We start from the raw sequence: 16,619 nt of genomic DNA on the forward strand, positions 1-16,619 counted from the left end.
CCGGCCCGGTCGGTCAGCTGCTACGGCGCAGCGCCTCCGACAGCCGCCCCGCCGCGTCGATGATCGCCTGGGCGTGCATCCGCCCCGGGTGCCGGCTGAGCCGCTCGATCGGACCGGACACCGAGACCGCCGCGACGACCCGGTTGGACGGCCCGCGTACCGGTGCCGAGACCGAGGCGACGCCCGGCTCGCGCTCACCGATCGACTGGGCCCAGCCCCGTCGCCGTACTCCCGACAGCGCCGTGGCCGTGAAGCGCGCCCCCTGAAGCCCGCGGTGCAGCCGCTCCGGCTCCTCCCAGGCCATCAGGATCTGCGCGGAGGAGCCCGCCTTCATGGTGAGCGTGGAGCCGACGGGCACCGTGTCCCGCAGCCCGGAGAGCCGCTCCGCCGCGGCCACGCAGATCCGCATGTCGCCCTGGCGCCGGTAGAGCTGCGCGCTCTCCCCGGTCACGTCCCGCAGATGCGTGAGCACCGGCCCGGCGGTCGCCAGCAGGCGGTCCTCACCGGCCGCCGCCGCCAGCTCCGCGAGCCGCGGGCCCAGGATGAAGCGGCCCTGCATGTCTCTCGCCACCATCCGGTGGTGTTCCAGAGCCACGGCCAGCCGGTGTGCCGTGGGCCGTGCGAGCCCGGTCGCCGCGACCAGCCCGGCGAGGGTGGCCGGCCCGGACTCCAGAGCGCTCAGTACCAGAGCCGCCTTGTCGAGAACGCCGACGCCGCTAGAGTTGTCCATGCAACGATACTCACGTCTCACTCTGTGAAACGCAAGTTCAATTTTCCGAGGAACTTGCCAACCTGTACGGACGGGCCCGCGCACCGACCGGGTCCGCAGCCGACGCGGGCACGGGGCGACACCGGCGTGGGCCCACATATCTCCAGGACTGCCGGCGGCGCTGCCGGCCGAAGGGAAAGCGATGGGTAGGACACTCGCGGAGAAGGTCTGGGACGACCATGTCGTCCGGCGCGCCGAGGGCGAGCCCGACCTTCTCTTCATCGATCTGCACCTCCTGCACGAGGTCACGAGCCCGCAGGCCTTCGACGGCCTGCGCCAGAACGGCCGACAGGTGCGGCGGCTCGACCTCACCATCGCCACAGAGGACCACAACACCCCGACGATCGACATCGACAAGCCGATCGCCGACCCCGTCTCCCGCGTCCAGCTGGAGACGCTGCGCAAGAACTGCGCCGACTTCGGCGTACGGCTGCACCCGCTGGGCGACGTCGAGCAGGGTGTCGTCCACGTCGTGGGGCCGCAGCTGGGCCTGACCCAGCCCGGCACCACCGTCGTCTGCGGCGACAGCCACACCTCCACGCACGGCGCCTTCGGCGCGCTGGCCTTCGGCATCGGCACCAGCCAGGTCGAGCACGTCCTGGCCACCCAGACCCTCCCGCTGGCCCGCCCCCGCACCATGGCCATCACCGTCGAGGGCGAACTGCCCGCCGACGTCACCGCCAAGGACCTGATCCTCGCGGTGATCGCCAGGATCGGCACCGGCGGCGGCCAGGGCTACATCCTCGAATACCGCGGCTCCGCCATCGAGAAGCTCTCGATGGAGGCCCGCATGACCATCTGCAACATGTCGATCGAGGCCGGCGCCAGGGCAGGCATGATCGCCCCGGACCAGATCACCTTCGACTACCTCCGGGGCCGCGACCACGCCCCCGAGGGCGCGGACTGGGACGCCGCCGTCGAGTACTGGCGGACGCTGCGCACCGACGACGACGCCGTCTTCGACGCCGAGGTCTTCATCGACGCCGGGGAACTCGCCCCGTTCGTCACCTGGGGCACCAACCCCGGCCAGGGCGCGCCGCTGTCGACGCACGTCCCCGACCCCGCCTCCTACGAGGACGCCTCGGAGCGGCTCGCCGCCGAAAAGGCCCTGGAGTACATGGGGTTGACCGCCGGCCAGGCGCTGCGCGACATCAGGGTGGACACGGTCTTCGTAGGTTCCTGCACCAACGGCCGTATCGAGGACCTGCGCTCGGCCGCCTCGATCCTGGAGGGCCGCAAAGTCGCCGACGGCGTACGCATGCTGGTGGTTCCCGGCTCCGTACGGGTCGCGCTCCAGGCCGTCGCCGAGGGCCTGGACAAGGTCTTCACCGGCGCGGGCGCCGAGTGGCGGCACGCGGGCTGTTCGATGTGTCTGGGCATGAACCCCGACCAACTCGCGCCCGGCGAGCGTTCCGCGTCGACCTCGAACCGCAACTTCGAGGGCAGGCAGGGCAAGGGTGGCCGGACCCATCTCGTCTCGCCGCAGGTGGCAGCGGCCACCGCCGTCCTCGGCCACCTCGCCTCGCCCGCCGACCTGTCCGACACCCGCACTCCCGTGGAGGCCTGAACCGTCATGGACGCTTTCACCACACACACCGGCCGGGCCGTCCCGCTGCGCCGCGGCAACGTCGACACCGACCAGATCATTCCGGCGCACTGGCTGAAGAAGGTCACGCGCGACGGCTTCGAGGACGGGCTCTTCGAGGCTTGGCGCAAGGACCCGGAGTTCGTTCTCAACCGGCCCGAGCGGCAGGGCGCCTCGGTGCTGGTCGCCGGACCCGACTTCGGCACCGGCTCGTCACGCGAACACGCCGTGTGGGCGCTGCAGAACTTCGGTTTCCGCGCCGTCATCTCCTCCCGCTTCGCCGACATCTTCCGCGGCAACTCCCTCAAGAACGGTCTGCTGACGGTCGTTCTGGAGCAGCGCGTCGTCGACCACCTCTGGGAGCTGACGGAGACCCATCCGAGCGCGACCGTCACGGTGGATCTCGAAGCGCGTCAGGTACGCGCGGAGGGCCCCGACGGCGCGACGGTGACGGCCGATTTCGAGCTTGACGAGAATGCGCGCTGGCGCCTGCTGAACGGTCTCGACGACATCGGTCTCACCCTGAAGAACGAAGCGGACATCGTCGCGTACGAGGCCTCCCGACCGTCCTTCAAACCCCGCACAATTGCCGTCTGATCAGCGCTTTTACCCATCTGCGCCCCCTGCCCACCGGTAGGGGGCGCAGTGCCTTGTTGAGACCCCGTCGGGCGACAACTCGCCCCAGATGGCACAATCGGTGCATGGAACGCGACAGTCAACTCGAGCTTTACGGAGTGGTCGCGGACCGACTCAAGGAAGCGCACACAAGGGTGCGCGCACTGCAAGTCCCGGAGGGCGTACGGATGGCGCTGACCCGGAAGCTGCTGGTCATCACGGCCGTGGCCAAACACGATCTCTTAGACGCGGCACGTCGTCTGGACCGTTTGATGAAGGACCTCGACGAGGGTCGATTCCCGCAAGGCGACTGAAGCCGCGGAACTCCGCGGGGTCGACTTCGTTGCGGCACTAGGGTGATTAGCCCGTTTCGTGTTTGATTTGCGGTATATATCTGCCTAACGTGCGGAAAAGCTTGAACACTTTCGTTCTGGCAATGTCTCCGAAGGGGAAGACGTGAACAAGGCGCAGCTCGTAGAAGCAATTGCGGACAAGGTCGGAGGTCGCCAGCAGGCGGCCGACGCCGTCGACGCGGTCCTGGACGCTGTTGTCCGCGCCGTCGTCGCGGGTGAGCGGGTCTCCGTCACCGGCTTCGGTTCGTTCGAGAAGGTCGACCGCCCGGCCCGTTACGCGCGTAACCCGCAGACGGGTGAGCGGGTCAGGGTCAAGAAGACGTCGGTGCCGCGGTTCCGCGCGGGACAGGGCTTCAAGGACCTGGTGAGCGGCTCGAAGAAGCTCCCCAAGAACGACGTGGCCGTCAAGAAGGCGCCCAAGGGCAGCCTCTCGGGCGGTTCTTCCACCCGTACGACCGCGAAGGCCGCGGCCAAGAAGGCCACCGCCAAGAAGGCGACGGCGAAGAAGGCCGCCGCCAGGAAGACCGCGGTCGGCGGCACCGCCAAGAGGGCGGCCAAGAAGACCTCGGCCGCCAAGAAGTCGGCGACGAAGAAGACCACGACCGCCAAGAAGACGGCCGCCAAGAAGACGAGCGCGGCCAAGAAGGCCACCGCGAAGAAGACCGCGCCGGCCAAGAAGGCCACCGCCAAGAAGGCGCCTGCCCGAAAGGCCACCTCGCGCACGACGACCGCCAAGAAGACCACCGCGAGGAACAAGTAAGCGGCACAGGATCGTAGGGCCACTCACGCGCCGGGCCGGGCTCCCCTCGGGGAGCCCGGCCCGCGGCGTTGTGACGCCCCTCAGAACGTCTGGAGCGTCACGAGGGTGATGTTCCCGCTGTTACCGCCCTCGCGTTCGATACGGACCCGCTGGCCCGGCCGCAGCAGCCGCAGGCCTCCCGCGTCGAACGCCGCGGCGTCGAATTCCACCGGGGTCCCGTCGTCGAGCAGCACACTGCCGCTGCGGGTCTCGGATTCGAAGGTGTACGCGGTCGCCTGCATGCCCGCCAGCGTATCGGTCAGCATCCCGGCCGCGCCCCGGAGACGGGGCCAGGGACGCAGCCCGGGGCCCCGCCCGCTGCCCCGTCCGGCGCCCCGCCCTCGGCCGGGCCGTCCGGTGCGGGTGTCGGTGTCGGTGCCGACGCGGCTGCCGACGAGGGCGCGGGCGCCGCGTGACGTCGCGCCGTGTACGGGCCCAGCCCCAGAGCCGCGGCGGCCAGCAGATCCTCTCCGGTATCGACATCCCGCCGTACGGAATCCACCCCGGCCAGGACAATTTCCACCGCGCCCGTGGACAAATGCCGGCGCCGTGAAGCCCCGCCGAATGCCGGATTCAATTCCGATCCGGCACGCGCGGCCAGCAAAGTGGTCCCGATTTCGGCGGCGTCCGCGAGAAATGCGCGCGGAAAATCCCCGGCGGCGCTCAGCACCCGCGCCAGCTCGGCCGGCCGCAGTGCCGGCAGATCGGCGTTGAGAGCCGCCACGTCTGCCTGCGGCCTGAGCGCCCTGACCGCCCGCGCGCCGTGTGCCAGCGCCGCGTTGAGCCCCGCGGCCGGGCTGTCGGGAACGGCGCGGGCGCCCAGGGCCGTCAGTTCGGCCGCGGCCAGCGGATCGTCGGTGACGACCAGCACGTCGCGCACGACGAAGCAGGCCAGCGCCGCCGCCACGGTGTCCTGGGCGAACGCCAGCGCCAACTGGGGCCGTGACAGCTCGCCCGCCGACACGGCGAGCCTGCTCTTGGCCACCCCGAGCGGTTTGAGCGGGACCACCAGGGACCAGGCGGCCGTCGGGTCGGTGTTCGTGGCGAGCTCTCCGTCCTTCCGCGTTCGGCACTCTATTGTGGCCCGATCGCGCCGCACGGCGCGGCGGAGGGGCCACCGTGCCGCCGAAATGGGGAACGGAGCCCGCAGGTCCGCTCCACGGGCCGGGGCGTACGGTGTTCTCGACAGGGCAGAGGGCCGGGGCGACACACGAACCCCGGCAGCCAGGGCCGGCCCAAGCCAGGCCACAGAGAAAGGTGTCCGAGTGTCCCGCCCCAGAATCGGCTTCTGGTACCGCCTGGCAGCGGTCATCGCCAAACCGCCGTTGGTCGTTCTGTTCAAGCGGGACTGGCGGGGGATGGAACACATTCCGGCGCACGGCGGATTCATCACCGTCGTGAACCACAACTCGGCCCTGGATCCACTCTCCTACGGACACTTCCAGTACAACAGCGGCCGAGTGCCGCGACTGCTCGCCAAGGCCGGACTCTTCGACGTGCCTTTCGTCGGCATGATGCTCCGCGGCACCGGACAGATTCCCGTCTATCGCGAGAGCTCCAACGCCCTGGACGCATTCCGGGCCGCCGTGAACGCCATCGAGCGCGGGGAATGCGTCGCCTTCTATCCCGAAGGCACCCTCACGCGCGACCCGGAGATGTGGCCGATGACCGGCAAGACCGGTGCGGCGCGCGTCGCCCTCCTTACGAAGGCGCCGGTCATTCCCGTCGCGCAGTGGGGCGCCAATCTGGTGGTTCCGCCCTATCGCAAGGTGGAGAAGGCCCGCTTCCTCACGCGCCCGACGCTGCGTGTGAAGGCCGGCCCGCCGATCGACCTCTCCCGTTTCCACGGCATGGAGCCGACGCCCGAGATCCTCCGTGAGGTCACCGAGGTCATCATGGCCTCCATCACCGAACTGCTCGCCGAGGTACGCGGCGAACCGGTGCCCGCCGCACCGTACGACCACCGCAAGGTTCTGGAAGAGGAGCGGCGCAAGGCCGCGGAAGAGGGGTTGCAGTGACGCGCGTCGCGGTCTTCGGGACGGGATCGTGGGGAACGGCGTTCGCCATGATTCTCGCCGACGCGGGATGCGAGGTGACTCTCTGGGCGCGCCGACCCGAGGTCGTCGACGCTGTCAACAACACCCGCACCAACCCGGAGTATCTGCCGGGCGCCGAACTGCCCTCCTCGGTACGGGCCACGACCGACCCGGCGGAGGCCGCCAGGGACGCCGAGTTCACCGTCATCACCATCCCCTCGCAGACGCTGCGCGCGAATCTCGCCGCCTGGTCGTCGGCGCTGCCCCGGGACACCGTTCTCGTCTCCCTGATGAAGGGCGTCGAACTGGGCACCGCGAAGCGCATGAGCGAGGTGATCGGCGAGGTGGCCCAGGCCCCCGCCGACCGGGTCGCCGTACTGACCGGCCCCAACCTCGCCGGGGAGATCGCCGCCAGGCAGCCCGCCGCCGCCGTCGTGGCGTGCACCGACGAGGCCGTCGCCACCCGGCTCCAGACCGCCTGCCACACGCCGTACTTCCGCCCGTACACCAACACCGACGTGGTCGGCTGCGAACTCGGCGGCGCGGTCAAGAACGTCATCGGCCTCGCCGTCGGCATCGCCGACGGCATGGGGCTCGGCGACAACACCAAGGCGTCGCTGATGACACGTGGCCTCGCGGAGACCACCCGCCTGGGGCTGGCGATGGGCGCCGACCCGCACACCTTCTCCGGACTCGCCGGAATGGGCGATCTGATCGCGACGTGTTCCTCACCCCTCTCGCGCAACCACACCTTCGGTACGAACCTGGGGCGGGGCATGACGCTGGAGGAGACGATCGCGGCGAGCACGCAGACCGCGGAGGGCGTCAAGTCCTGTCAGTCGGTGCTCGATCTGGCCCGGCGCCACGATGTCGACATGCCGATCACGGAAACGGTCGTGAGCATTGTTCACGAGGGGAAGCCCCCGCTCGTCGCGGTGAAGGAGCTGATGGCGCGCAGCGCCAAGCCCGAACGCCGCTGACTCCGGGACGGTCAGCAGGTAACCTCATCGCGATATGAGCAGCGAGAACCTCCCCCAGAGCCCTGAGCAGCAGCTCCGCAAGCCGCGTGTGGCGGTCGTCTTCGGCGGCCGGAGCTCCGAGCACGCCATCTCGGTGGTCACGGCGGGCGCCGTACTGCGGTCCATCGACCGTACGAAGTACGACGTGCTCCCGATCGGTATCACCCCCGACGGTCGCTGGGCGCTCACCGCCGACGAACCCGACCGCATGGGCATCGCCGACCGCCGGCTGCCGAGCGTGGAGGACCTGGCCGAGTCCACGGAGGGCGGCGTCGTCCTCTCCGTCGACCCGGGCAACCGCGAGGTCGTCTACAGCGAGCAGGGGTCGGTGCCGAAGGCGCTCGGCGAGGTCGACGTCGTCTTCCCGGTGCTGCACGGCCCCTACGGCGAGGACGGCACCCTCCAGGGGCTGTTGGAACTCTCCGGCGTCCCGTACGTCGGCGCGGGGGTCCTGGCCTCCGCCGTCGGCCAGGACAAGGAGTACATGAAGCGGGTGTTCCGCTCGTACGGGCTGCCCGTCGGGCCGTACGAGGTGATCCGCCCGCGCGACTGGCAGCGTGATCCGGCCGGGGCCCGCAAGAGGATCGTGGACTTCGCCGCCGAGCACGGCTGGCCGGTCTTCGTGAAGCCCGCGCGCGCCGGGTCGTCCATGGGCATCACCAAGGTCGACGCCCTCGAAGGCCTGGAGGAGGCGATCGAGGAGGCACAGCGGCACGACCCGAAGATCCTGGTCGAGTCGCTGCTGGTGGGCCGGGAGATCGAGTGCGGGGTGCTGGAGTTCGAGGACGGGCCGCGCGCGAGCGTGCCCGCCGAGATCCCGCCCGTCACGTCGCACGAGTTCTACGACTTCGAGGCCAAGTACATCGACGCCGCCGCCGGCCTCGTGCCCGCGCCTCTCGACGAGGCGCAGACGGCGGAGGTCCAGCGGCTCGCCGTCGAGGCGTACGACGCGGTGTCCTGCGAGGGACTCGTCCGCGCGGACTTCTTCCTCACGGAGGACGGCGGGTTCGTCATCAACGAGATCAACACCATGCCGGGCTTCACACCGATCTCGATGTACCCGCGGATGTGGCAGGAGAGCGGCGTCGGCTACGCGGAGCTGATCGACCGGCTGATCCAGGCGGCGCTGCGGCGTCCGACCGGACTGCGCTGAGGCGCTCCCGGCGACGTCGCGGCGGCCTCCTCGGAGGACGTACGTCCGTACAGACCCCGCCCTACAGGCTGGGCGGCACGGTCTCGGCGACCGGCGCCGCGAAGTCCGAGAGCGGACCGATGTCGTGCAGATACCGCTCGCCGAGTGTGACCTCGACGTACGTCTTGCGGTACGTGGTGGTGAACCGGGGCCCCGAATCCCGCTCCTCCAGCATCCAGTTGACGCCGTCCACCTCCACCCCCTTCGCCTGGGGGTCGCTCATCCGCTCGGGTCGAGGGACGCCGCAGCGCAGTAGGATCGCGGCGTCTCCCCACCCGGCGGTCAGCACGGAATCCGGCCCCGGATCACTCCGGTCGTGCCCGTCGACGGTTTTCGGCAGCTCCTTGTCCAGTGCGCGGCAGAACGCCGCCTCCTCCGCCGGGGGGCTGGGAACCGGGACCGATGCCGGGGCGTCCGTGGAGGAGCAGCCGACTGTCACGGCGAGCACGAGGACGGCGGGCAGGCGGGCGAGTCGGGGGCCGGATAGCCTGCGCAGCGGAAGGGTCACCGGCCAAGCGTAGACGGGGGCTACAGGTGCACGACCGGGCAGGTCAGGGTGCGGGTGATGCCGTCCACTTGCTGGACTTTGGCGACCACCATCCGGCCGAGGTCGTCCACCGTGTCGGACTGGGCGCGCACGATCACGTCGTAGGGCCCGGTGACATCCTCGGCATGTATCACTCCAGGGATCTTGGCGATGGTCTCGGCGACCATGGTCGCCTTGCCCACCTCGGTCTGAATAAGGATGTACGCCTGTACCACGGAACCTCCAGGGCGGCCACGAGGATCTTGTGGGGAGAAGGGACGCCACGGTATCGCGTCACCCAGTGCCGCGGGGAGACCTGCGCGTACGGCGGCACCGGCGGCGTGACGCACGGAGCGGTGAAGTTGACGTACGCGTCGAACAGGGCGAAAGCGACGGCGGTCCGCGACCGCGCGCGCCCGGCCGACGCGGGGGCCGGAATCCCGGCCGGACAAGCAGGCCGGCCGGATCTGCCGGCCGCACGACGAGAGGTGGGACTCGGTGAAGGGCACCGTGGGCGAGTTGGGGGAGTTCGGACTCATCAGGGAGCTCACTTCCCGGCTCACCACCACCCCGGCGGTCCGGCTCGGGCCGGGCGACGACGCCGCGGTGGTGGCCGCACCCGACCGCAGGGTCGTGGCGAGTACGGACCTCCTGCTGGAGGGGCGGCACTTCCGCCGCGACTGGTCGACCGCGTACGACGTGGGCAGGAAGGCCGCCGCACAGAATCTCGCCGACATCGCGGCGATGGGGGCGGTGCCGACCGCGCTGCTGCTCGGCCTGGTCGTCCCCGCCGAACTCCCCGTCACCTGGCCCACCGAGCTGATGGACGGCATCCGCGACGAGTGCCAGGTCGCGGGCGCCGCGGTGGTCGGCGGCGACGTCGTACGGGGCGAGACGATCACCCTCGCGATCACCGCGCTCGGCGATCTGCGCAACCACGAGCCGGTGACCAGATCGGGCGCCCAGCCGGGCGATGTCGTCGCGTACACCGGATGGTTGGGCTGGTCCGCCGCCGGGCACGCGGTGCTGTCGCGCGGATTCAGGTCACCCCGTGCCTTCGTGGAGGCGCACCGTCGGCCCGAACCGCCGTACCACGCGGGGCCGGCGGCCGCGGGACTCGGTGCCACGGCGATGACGGACGTGAGCGACGGCCTCGTCGCCGACCTCGGGCACATCGCGGAGGCGAGCAAGGTCCGTATCGATCTGCGCTCGGGGCTCATCGACATCCCGTCGCAGATGAACGACATCGGGCAGGCCGTGGGCGTGGATCCGCTCCAGTGGGTGCTGACCGGGGGAGAGGACCACGCGATCGTCGCGACGTTCCCGCCGGACGCCAAGCTGCCGGCCAGATGGAAGGTGATCGGCGAGGTCCTCAATCCGTCGGCGCTGCCGCAGGTGACGGTCGACGGGGCGCCCTGGACGAGCAAGGGCGGCTGGGACCACTTCGGGGACTAGGGCGTGTCCGGGGGATCGTGCCGGGCTCCGGCCCGCGAAGATCCGTCGGACAGGGGCCGGGGTCGGCCCAGTAGATTCGGGGGCATGCCCATACCCCCTGAGCCCGCCGTGCCCTCCGTACCAACGGGGGCGGGCCGTGCCCCTGCCCGCGTTCTCACCGTCGCCGGGTCCGACTCCGGCGGCGGCGCGGGCATCCAGGCAGACCTCAAGACCATGCTGGCGTTCGGTGTGCACGGCATGAGCGTGCTCACCGCCGTCACGGCGCAGAACTCGCGCGGCGTGCAAGGCGCTTGGGAACTGCCCGTGGAAGCGGTACGGGCCCAGTACCGCAGCGTCGTGGACGACATCGGCGTCCAGGCCGTCAAGACCGGCATGCTCTCGTCGGCGGCGCTGGTGGAGACCGTCGCCGAACTCCTCGCCGGGACCGACGCCCCCGTGGTCGTCGATCCGGTGGGCGTCTCCAAGCACGGGGACCCGCTGCTCGCGGCATCGGCACTCGACTCCGTACGGAAGAGGCTGCTGCCGACGGCGACCGTCGCCACCCCCAATCTCGACGAGGTGACCCAGCTGACCGGTCTGCGGGTGGGGGACGAGGACGAGATGCGGCGCGCTGCGGACGCCGTGCTCGCCTTCGGGCCGCGCTGGGTGCTGATCAAGGGCGGGCATCTGCCGGGGGACGCCGTGGATCTGCTGACGGACGGCGGCGAGGAGCACTGGCTGCGCGCGCCGCGCCACGACAACCGGCACACGCACGGGACCGGCTGCACGCTCGCCTCGGCGATCGCGGCCGGACTGGGGACGGGGCAGGGGGTTCTGGAGGCGATCGTCGCCGCGAAGGAGTACGTGACGGGCGCGATCGCCGCGGGCTTTGCGCTGGGTGGTGGCATCGGCCCCGTGGACCATGCCTGGCGCTTCCGCTGACGGCCGGCCCGGGTCCCGCGCGGCGGGTCAACTACCGGAACACGGTGCGGGAGTTGGGGACGACGGCGTAGTCGGGTACGGCGGGGTGGCCGGGTACGGCGGGGGAGTCGGGCACGGTGCGGCGGTCGGGCACGACAAAAAGCCGGTCCACCGAGGTGGACCGGCTTTCAAGGCAACCGCAGGGGCTGCGCCACGACGAGAACGTCAGCGCGAGACCTTGCCGGCCTTGATGCACGATGTGCAGACGTTGAGCCGCTTCGGCGTCCGACCGACCACGGCACGCACGCGCTGGATGTTCGGGTTCCAGCGACGGGACGTACGGCGGTGCGAGTGCGAAATGTTGTTGCCGAAGCCCGGCCCCTTGCCGCAGACGTCGCAGTTGGCAGCCACGGGTCACTCCAAAGACTTCAGATGCACTTACGGTGAATTCCGGCGCGGCAGAATCGTTGACCGATGTCGGCTGCGCCGGGGAGGAGGCCCGACTCTCGCCGGGCAACCGGAGGAGCATACAACGCCCGATCCGGTTGAACGAAACTACCATGTCCGGACCCATCCTCGTCCCGCCCCCCTTCCCACCTGCCACTACGGTGCGGGCGGACTACTCTGCGGTGCAGTTCGCAGCTCAGGCCCGCCAAGGAGGACCCCCAGGTGCCGCACACCCTCGACGCCACAGCGGTGCGTACCTGGTGCTCGCTGGCGCTGGACGCCCTGGGCCGGGACCGCGAGGAGATCGACGCGATCAACGTCTATCCGGTCGCCGACGGGGACACCGGCACCAACCTTTACCTGACGGTGGAGTCCGCCGCGCAGGCCGTCGAGGCCGTCTTCGACGCGCACGCGACGGGAGCGTCCGTACCGGATCTGCCCGACACCGTAAGGGCGATGGCGCACGGGGCGCTGATCGGCGCACGGGGCAACTCGGGGACGATCCTGGCGCAGTTGCTGCGCGGCATGGCCGAGGTGCTGGGCGAGACCGGGGAAGAGGGCCCGGAGGCGACCCCGGACGGGGCCACGGACGGGGCAGCCGCGGTGCCGGAGGGCGGCGGCGATCGCCTGGCCCGGGCGCTGCGCAGAGCGGCACGGCTGGCACGCGAGGCCGTCGCGCACCCGGTCGAGGGCACGATCCTCACGGTGGCCTCCGCCGCGGCAGCCGCCGCGGAGCGCACGACGCCCCACGGGGCGGGCGCGGACGGCGCGGTGCGCACCGACGGGGCGGGCGGTGACGGTGCCGCGTACGGCGACGGGGCGGCAGCCCACGCCGCGTACGCCGGGGCCCGCGTCGCGCTCGACGCCACCCCCGGGCAGCTGGCCGTCCTCGGCCGCGCGGGGGTCGTCGACGCCGGGGGACGGGGCCTGCTCGTCGTCCTGGCCGCGCTCGTGGAGGCCGTCACCGGCGACGCCCCGTCCCTCGCCGTACCCGGGCCCCGCCCCCACGAACTGCCTGCCGTCGTGGAGCCCTGCGACGCCGACGAGGGCCCCGTCGGTCCCGCCTTCGAGGTGATCTACCTCCTGGAGACCGACGAGGCGGGCATCACCCGGCTCCGTCGCCGCCTCGACGCCCTCGGCGACTCCCTCGTCGTCGTCGGCGGCGACGGGCTCTGGAACGTTCACGTGCACGTCGACGACGCGGGCGCCGCCGTGGAGGCCGGTGTCGAGGCGGGACGCCCGTACCGGATCCGCATCACGCACTTCGGCGCCGCCGACGGGCACCGACGGGAGCGGGCACAGCGCGCGGTGGTGGCCGTGGTCCCCGGCGAGGGCCTCGCCGGCCTCTGTGCCGAGGCCGGGGCCACGACGGTGCTCGCACGCCCCGGGGAGCCCCTGGCCAGTGGCGAGCTGGTCGACGCCATCCGGCGCGCCCACGCGCACGAGGTGGTCCTCCTGCCGAACGACACGGAGCTGCGCCACACCGCCGCCGCTGCCGTCGAACAGGCCCGCGCCGAAGGCATCCGGGTCGCCCTCATCCCGACCAGGGCGGCCGTACAGGGCATCGCCGCGCTCGCCGTGCACGAGCCCGACCGCCGCTTCGACGAGGACGTGGTGGCCATGACCTCGGCGGCCGGCGCCACTCGCTACGCCGAACTGGCCGTCGCCGAGCGGCAGTCCTGGACCACGGCGGGCATCTGCCAGGCCGGCGATCTGCTGGGGCTGATCGACGGCGACGTCGCGGTGATCGGCGCCGAACTCGCCTCCACCGCCGAGGCCGTCCTGAACCGGATGCTGTCGGCGGGAGGCGAACTGGTCACCCTCGTACTCGGCGAGGACGTGCCGGACACCCTCGCCGAGCGGCTGGAGGGCTACGTACGGGACGGACACCTGGCCGTGGACACGGTGGTCTACCGAGGTGGCCGCCAGTCGGTGCCGTTGCTGATCGGCGTCGAGTAGGCGACAGGCGACAGGCGACAGGCGAGAGGCGACGAGCGCGAGGCACCGGGGCGTGGCCGTACGTGCGTATGTGCGACCCGGCCACGGCTTGCACGGGGCGCGGTACCTGTGACGATGGTGGGTAAGCGGCTCATGACAGACGCGCGCAACGCCCGAGGTGAGAGGCCCACCGATGGACGACCTGACTCTGATCGCCCGCAACCAGCTCGACGACGCGCGCGCCAGCGCCCACGGCCGCAGCGCGCACCTCTTCCTGCACGACGGACCACTGCGGCAGACGGTCATCGCGCTCACCTCCGGCTCGGCCCTCCACGAGCACAACGCGCCCCCGGCGGCCAGCCTTCAGGTACTGCACGGCCGCGTACGGCTGACGAAGAAGTCCGGCGACCAGGACATGATCGCCGGACAGGTGGGACCGATCCCGCACGAGCGCCACGGCCTGAAGGCCCTGGAGGACTGCGCCGTCCTGCTCACCGCGGTCACCGAGGTACGGCGTACCGACAGCTGAACCGGCTCCGGCCCGCGCGGACCCGCCCCGCGCGCCCGGCCGGACCCGCCCCGCACCCCTGCCCCGCTCACCGAAAGCCGTCCCACCCGTCTGACCCGCCTCCGACCTGGGGTTGTCCACAGGTACGCGACGGATGTCAGTGATGTGGTGTGCAATGGATCGTGTGTCCGCGCTGGATGAATCACTCAAGAAGACACTCGGTCCCGCCACCGCGAAGGTGATGGCCGAGCAGCTCGATCTGCACACGGTCGGTGATCTGCTGCACCACTATCCGAGGCGGTACGAGGAGCGGGGCCAGCTCACCCGTCTCGCCGACCTCCCGCTGGACGAGGACGTCACGGTCGTCGCCCAGGTCGCCGACTCCCGCGTCCTGAAGTTCAACGGCGGCCGGGGCCAGCGGCTGGAGATCACCCTCACCGACGGCAGCGGCCGGCTCCAACTGGTCTTCTTCGGCCGGGGTATCCACAAGCCGCACAAGGACCTGCTGCCCGGCAGCCGGGGCATGTTCGCGGGCAAGGTCTCGATGTTCAACCGCAAGCTCCAGCTCGCCCATCCCACGTATGTGCCCCTCGGCAGGGACAGCGGCGACGAGGCCGCGGACGACTTCGCGGGCAAGCTGATCCCAATCTACCCGGCCTGCAAGGGCCTGGAGTCCTGGAAGATCACCAAGGCCGTCGACGCGGTGCTGCCGAGGATCACCGAGGCCGTCGACCCGCTGCCGCCGTCGCTCCGCGAGGGACGCGGCTTCGTCACCCTCCCCGAAGCGCTGTTGAAGATCCACCGGCCCGACAGCAAGGCCGACGTGGCCGAGGCCAGGGACCGGCTCAAGTGGGACGAGGCCTTCGTGCTCCAGGTCGCCCTCGCGCGGCGCCGGCACGCGGACGCCGGGCTCCCGGCGGTGGCACGGAGACCGGTGGCAGGGGGCCTGCTCGACGCCTTCGACGCCAAGCTGCCCTTCACCCTCACCGACGGCCAGTCGAAGGTCACACGCGAGATCTTCGACGACCTGGCGACCGAGCACCCGATGCACCGCCTCCTTCAGGGCGAGGTCGGCTCCGGCAAGACGATGGTGGCGCTGCGTGCGATGCTCACGGTCGTGGACGCGGGCGGCCAGGCGGCGATGCTCGCGCCGACCGAGGTGCTCGCCCAGCAGCACCACCGTTCGATCACCGAGATGATGGGCGAGCTCGCCGAGGGAGGCATGCTGGGCGGCGCCGAGACGGCCACGAAGGTGGTGCTGCTCACCGGCTCCATGGGAGCGGCGGCGCGGCGGCACGCGCTGCTGGACCTGGTCACGGGCGAGGCGGGGATCGTGATCGGCACGCACGCGCTGATCGAGGACAAGGTGCAGTTCCACGACCTGGGTCTGGTCGTCGTGGACGAACAGCACCGTTTCGGGGTCGAGCAGCGCGACGCGCTGCGCTCCAAGGGCAAGCAGCCCCCGCATCTGCTGGTCATGACGGCGACGCCCATCCCTCGTACGGTCGCGATGACCGTCTTCGGCGACCTGGAGACGTCCGTCCTGGACCAACTGCCCGCAGGGCGCTCGCCGATCGCCACCCATGTCGTCCCGGCCCAGGACAAGCCGCACTTCCTGGCCCGCGCCTGGGAGCGGGTGCGCGAGGAGGTCGGCAAGGGGCACCAGGCGTACGTCGTCTGCCCCCGGATCGGCGACGGCGAGGACGAGCCGAAGAAGAAGGCCGCGGCGAAGAAGGCCGCCCCGACGGCGGCCGAGGCGGAGGGCGACAAGCGTCCGCCGCTGGCCGTCGTGGACATCGCGAAGCAGCTCACCGCGGGGCCGCTGGCCGGCCTCCGTGTCGAGGTGCTGCACGGCCGTATGCAGCCGGACGACAAGGACGACGTGATGCGCCGCTTCACCGCGGGCGAGGTGGACGTCCTGGTCGCGACCACGGTCATCGAGGTCGGCGTCAACGTCCCCAACGCCACGGCGATGGTGATCATGGACGCGGACCGGTTCGGTGTCTCGCAGCTGCACCAGCTGCGCGGCCGGGTCGGCCGGGGCTCCGCCCCGGGCCTCTGCCTGCTGGTCTCGGAGATGCCGGAGGCGAGCCCCGCGCGTGCCCGTCTCGGCGCGGTCGCCTCCACCCTCGACGGCTTCGAGCTCTCCCGTATCGACCTCGAACAGCGCCGCGAGGGCGATGTCCTCGGCCAGGCCCAGTCCGGCGTCCGTTCCTCGCTGCGGATGCTCACCGTCATCGACGACGAGGAGGTCATCGCCGCCGCCAGGGAGGAGGCAGTGGCCGTGGTCGCCGAGGACCCGGAGCTCGTCACCTTCCCGGAGCTGCGTACGGCCCTGGACGCCCTGCTGGACACGGAACGGGAGCAGTATCTCGACAAGGGCTGAGCTTGTTCTTTATGGTCTGAGCCGCCTGAAAGCGTGCGGCAAGGCCAGTCCAGCCCCTGAGTAGGGTTGTGGCTATGGCCAAGGGATTGGG

General features: G+C 71.0%; 18 protein-coding genes. 12 read left to right on the forward strand and 6 right to left on the reverse strand.

Annotated features, from left to right (window positions below):
* Positions 1 to 13: 13 nt before the first annotated feature.
* A complete protein-coding gene (gene ndgR, locus ACFWU9_RS34275; RefSeq protein ID WP_023538406.1) occupies positions 14 to 730 on the reverse strand; it encodes an IclR family transcriptional regulator NdgR in 717 nt (238 codons plus the stop codon).
* A 181-nt stretch (positions 731 to 911) separates the two neighbouring features.
* Here ndgR and leuC point away from each other — a divergent pair, with 181 nt between their 5' ends.
* From leuC to ACFWU9_RS34295, 4 genes are all read left to right on the forward strand, one after another.
* Positions 912 to 2,336, forward strand: coding sequence for a 3-isopropylmalate dehydratase large subunit (gene leuC, locus ACFWU9_RS34280; RefSeq protein WP_384324988.1), 1,425 nt, complete (start codon positions 912 to 914; stop codon positions 2,334 to 2,336).
* 6 nt (positions 2,337 to 2,342) lie between these two features.
* Positions 2,343 to 2,951, forward strand: coding sequence for a 3-isopropylmalate dehydratase small subunit (gene leuD / locus ACFWU9_RS34285; RefSeq protein ID WP_384324989.1), 609 nt, complete (start codon positions 2,343 to 2,345; stop codon positions 2,949 to 2,951).
* Between the two features lie 104 nt (positions 2,952 to 3,055).
* Positions 3,056 to 3,283: a hypothetical protein gene (locus ACFWU9_RS34290; RefSeq protein WP_384324990.1), complete on the forward strand. Its 228-nt coding sequence runs from the start codon at positions 3,056 to 3,058 to the stop codon at positions 3,281 to 3,283.
* A gap of 142 nt (positions 3,284 to 3,425) precedes the next feature.
* The gene (locus tag ACFWU9_RS34295; RefSeq protein ID WP_384324991.1) at positions 3,426 to 4,082 is read left to right on the forward strand and encodes an HU family DNA-binding protein; all 657 of its coding nucleotides are present in this window, start codon (positions 3,426 to 3,428) and stop codon (positions 4,080 to 4,082) included.
* A gap of 80 nt (positions 4,083 to 4,162) precedes the next feature.
* Here ACFWU9_RS34295 and ACFWU9_RS34300 read toward each other — a convergent pair whose 3' ends face one another.
* Positions 4,163 to 4,363, reverse strand: a complete 201-nt coding sequence (locus ACFWU9_RS34300) for a hypothetical protein (protein WP_329381023.1) — start codon at positions 4,361 to 4,363, stop codon at positions 4,163 to 4,165.
* A 17-nt stretch (positions 4,364 to 4,380) separates the two neighbouring features.
* Positions 4,381 to 5,199, reverse strand: coding sequence for a 2-phospho-L-lactate guanylyltransferase (cofC, locus tag ACFWU9_RS34305; RefSeq protein WP_384325001.1), 819 nt, complete (start codon positions 5,197 to 5,199; stop codon positions 4,381 to 4,383).
* A gap of 187 nt (positions 5,200 to 5,386) precedes the next feature.
* Between cofC and ACFWU9_RS34310 the strand changes: the two genes are divergently transcribed.
* Genes ACFWU9_RS34310 through ACFWU9_RS34320 form a run of 3 tightly spaced genes read left to right on the forward strand, consistent with a single transcriptional unit; the run spans position 5,387 to position 8,329 of the window.
* Positions 5,387 to 6,139 carry a lysophospholipid acyltransferase family protein gene (locus ACFWU9_RS34310; RefSeq protein ID WP_384324992.1) on the forward strand — a complete coding sequence of 251 codons (753 nt, stop codon included), beginning with the start codon at positions 5,387 to 5,389 and terminating at the stop codon, positions 6,137 to 6,139.
* Positions 6,136 to 7,137 carry an NAD(P)H-dependent glycerol-3-phosphate dehydrogenase gene (locus ACFWU9_RS34315; protein WP_384324993.1) on the forward strand — a complete coding sequence of 334 codons (1,002 nt, stop codon included), beginning with the start codon at positions 6,136 to 6,138 and terminating at the stop codon, positions 7,135 to 7,137. The genes ACFWU9_RS34310 and ACFWU9_RS34315 overlap by 4 nt, the downstream gene beginning before the upstream one ends.
* Positions 7,138 to 7,171: 34 nt before the next feature.
* Positions 7,172 to 8,329, forward strand: a complete 1,158-nt coding sequence (locus tag ACFWU9_RS34320) for a D-alanine--D-alanine ligase family protein (protein WP_384324994.1) — start codon at positions 7,172 to 7,174, stop codon at positions 8,327 to 8,329.
* Positions 8,330 to 8,390: 61 nt separating this feature from the next.
* Here the strand turns inward: ACFWU9_RS34320 and ACFWU9_RS34325 are convergent, their stop codons facing one another.
* Together ACFWU9_RS34325 and ACFWU9_RS34330 are read right to left on the reverse strand one after the other, a co-directional pair.
* Complete coding sequence (locus tag ACFWU9_RS34325; protein WP_384324995.1) at positions 8,391 to 8,876, reverse strand: DUF3515 domain-containing protein; 486 nt, start codon at positions 8,874 to 8,876, stop codon at positions 8,391 to 8,393.
* Positions 8,877 to 8,896: 20 nt separating this feature from the next.
* A complete protein-coding gene (locus ACFWU9_RS34330; protein WP_384324996.1) occupies positions 8,897 to 9,130 on the reverse strand; it encodes an Lrp/AsnC family transcriptional regulator in 234 nt (77 codons plus the stop codon).
* 262 nt (positions 9,131 to 9,392) lie between these two features.
* Here ACFWU9_RS34330 and ACFWU9_RS34335 point away from each other — a divergent pair, with 262 nt between their 5' ends.
* On the forward strand, positions 9,393 to 10,349 hold the full coding sequence (locus tag ACFWU9_RS34335) for a thiamine-phosphate kinase (RefSeq protein ID WP_189105242.1): 957 nt from the start codon (positions 9,393 to 9,395) through the stop codon (positions 10,347 to 10,349).
* A gap of 84 nt (positions 10,350 to 10,433) precedes the next feature.
* Positions 10,434 to 11,270, forward strand: coding sequence for a bifunctional hydroxymethylpyrimidine kinase/phosphomethylpyrimidine kinase (thiD, locus tag ACFWU9_RS34340; RefSeq protein ID WP_384324997.1), 837 nt, complete (start codon positions 10,434 to 10,436; stop codon positions 11,268 to 11,270).
* A 204-nt stretch (positions 11,271 to 11,474) separates the two neighbouring features.
* On the opposite strand, the gene rpmB is transcribed toward thiD, so the two are convergent.
* Entirely contained in the window at positions 11,475 to 11,660 is a 186-nt protein-coding gene (rpmB, locus tag ACFWU9_RS34345; protein ID WP_003957616.1) for a 50S ribosomal protein L28, read from the reverse strand.
* 258 nt (positions 11,661 to 11,918) lie between these two features.
* Between rpmB and ACFWU9_RS34350 the strand changes: the two genes are divergently transcribed.
* The 3 genes from ACFWU9_RS34350 (at position 11,919) to recG (ending at position 16,528) form a co-directional block, all read left to right on the forward strand.
* Positions 11,919 to 13,655, forward strand: coding sequence for a DAK2 domain-containing protein (locus tag ACFWU9_RS34350; RefSeq protein ID WP_384324998.1), 1,737 nt, complete (start codon positions 11,919 to 11,921; stop codon positions 13,653 to 13,655).
* Between the two features lie 172 nt (positions 13,656 to 13,827).
* Positions 13,828 to 14,163, forward strand: a complete 336-nt coding sequence (locus ACFWU9_RS34355; protein ID WP_384324999.1) for a cupin — start codon at positions 13,828 to 13,830, stop codon at positions 14,161 to 14,163.
* A 154-nt stretch (positions 14,164 to 14,317) separates the two neighbouring features.
* Positions 14,318 to 16,528, forward strand: coding sequence for an ATP-dependent DNA helicase RecG (gene recG / locus ACFWU9_RS34360; protein ID WP_384325000.1), 2,211 nt, complete (start codon positions 14,318 to 14,320; stop codon positions 16,526 to 16,528).
* The last annotated feature ends 91 nt before the right edge of the window (positions 16,529 to 16,619 follow it).

The sequence above is a fragment of the Streptomyces sp. NPDC058653 genome (genome assembly GCF_042716895.1).
GTDB lineage: Bacteria > Actinomycetota > Actinomycetes > Streptomycetales > Streptomycetaceae > Streptomyces.

Excerpts from the sequence above, each read along its gene's own strand:
- leuD (WP_384324989.1), top strand. The coding sequence starts at position 2,343 with ATGGACGCTTTCACCACACACACCGGCCGGGCCGTCCCGCTGCGCCGC.
- leuC (WP_384324988.1), top strand. The coding sequence starts at position 912 with ATGGGTAGGACACTCGCGGAGAAGGTCTGGGACGACCATGTCGTCCGG.
- ACFWU9_RS34320 (WP_384324994.1), top strand. The coding sequence starts at position 7,172 with ATGAGCAGCGAGAACCTCCCCCAGAGCCCTGAGCAGCAGCTCCGCAAG.
- ACFWU9_RS34290 (WP_384324990.1), top strand. The coding sequence starts at position 3,056 with ATGGAACGCGACAGTCAACTCGAGCTTTACGGAGTGGTCGCGGACCGA.
- ACFWU9_RS34300 (WP_329381023.1), bottom strand. The coding sequence starts at position 4,363 with ATGCAGGCGACCGCGTACACCTTCGAATCCGAGACCCGCAGCGGCAGT.
- ACFWU9_RS34355 (WP_384324999.1), top strand. The coding sequence starts at position 13,828 with ATGGACGACCTGACTCTGATCGCCCGCAACCAGCTCGACGACGCGCGC.
- ndgR (WP_023538406.1), bottom strand. The coding sequence starts at position 730 with ATGGACAACTCTAGCGGCGTCGGCGTTCTCGACAAGGCGGCTCTGGTA.
- recG (WP_384325000.1), top strand. The coding sequence starts at position 14,318 with ATGGATCGTGTGTCCGCGCTGGATGAATCACTCAAGAAGACACTCGGT.
- thiD (WP_384324997.1), top strand. The coding sequence starts at position 10,434 with ATGCCCATACCCCCTGAGCCCGCCGTGCCCTCCGTACCAACGGGGGCG.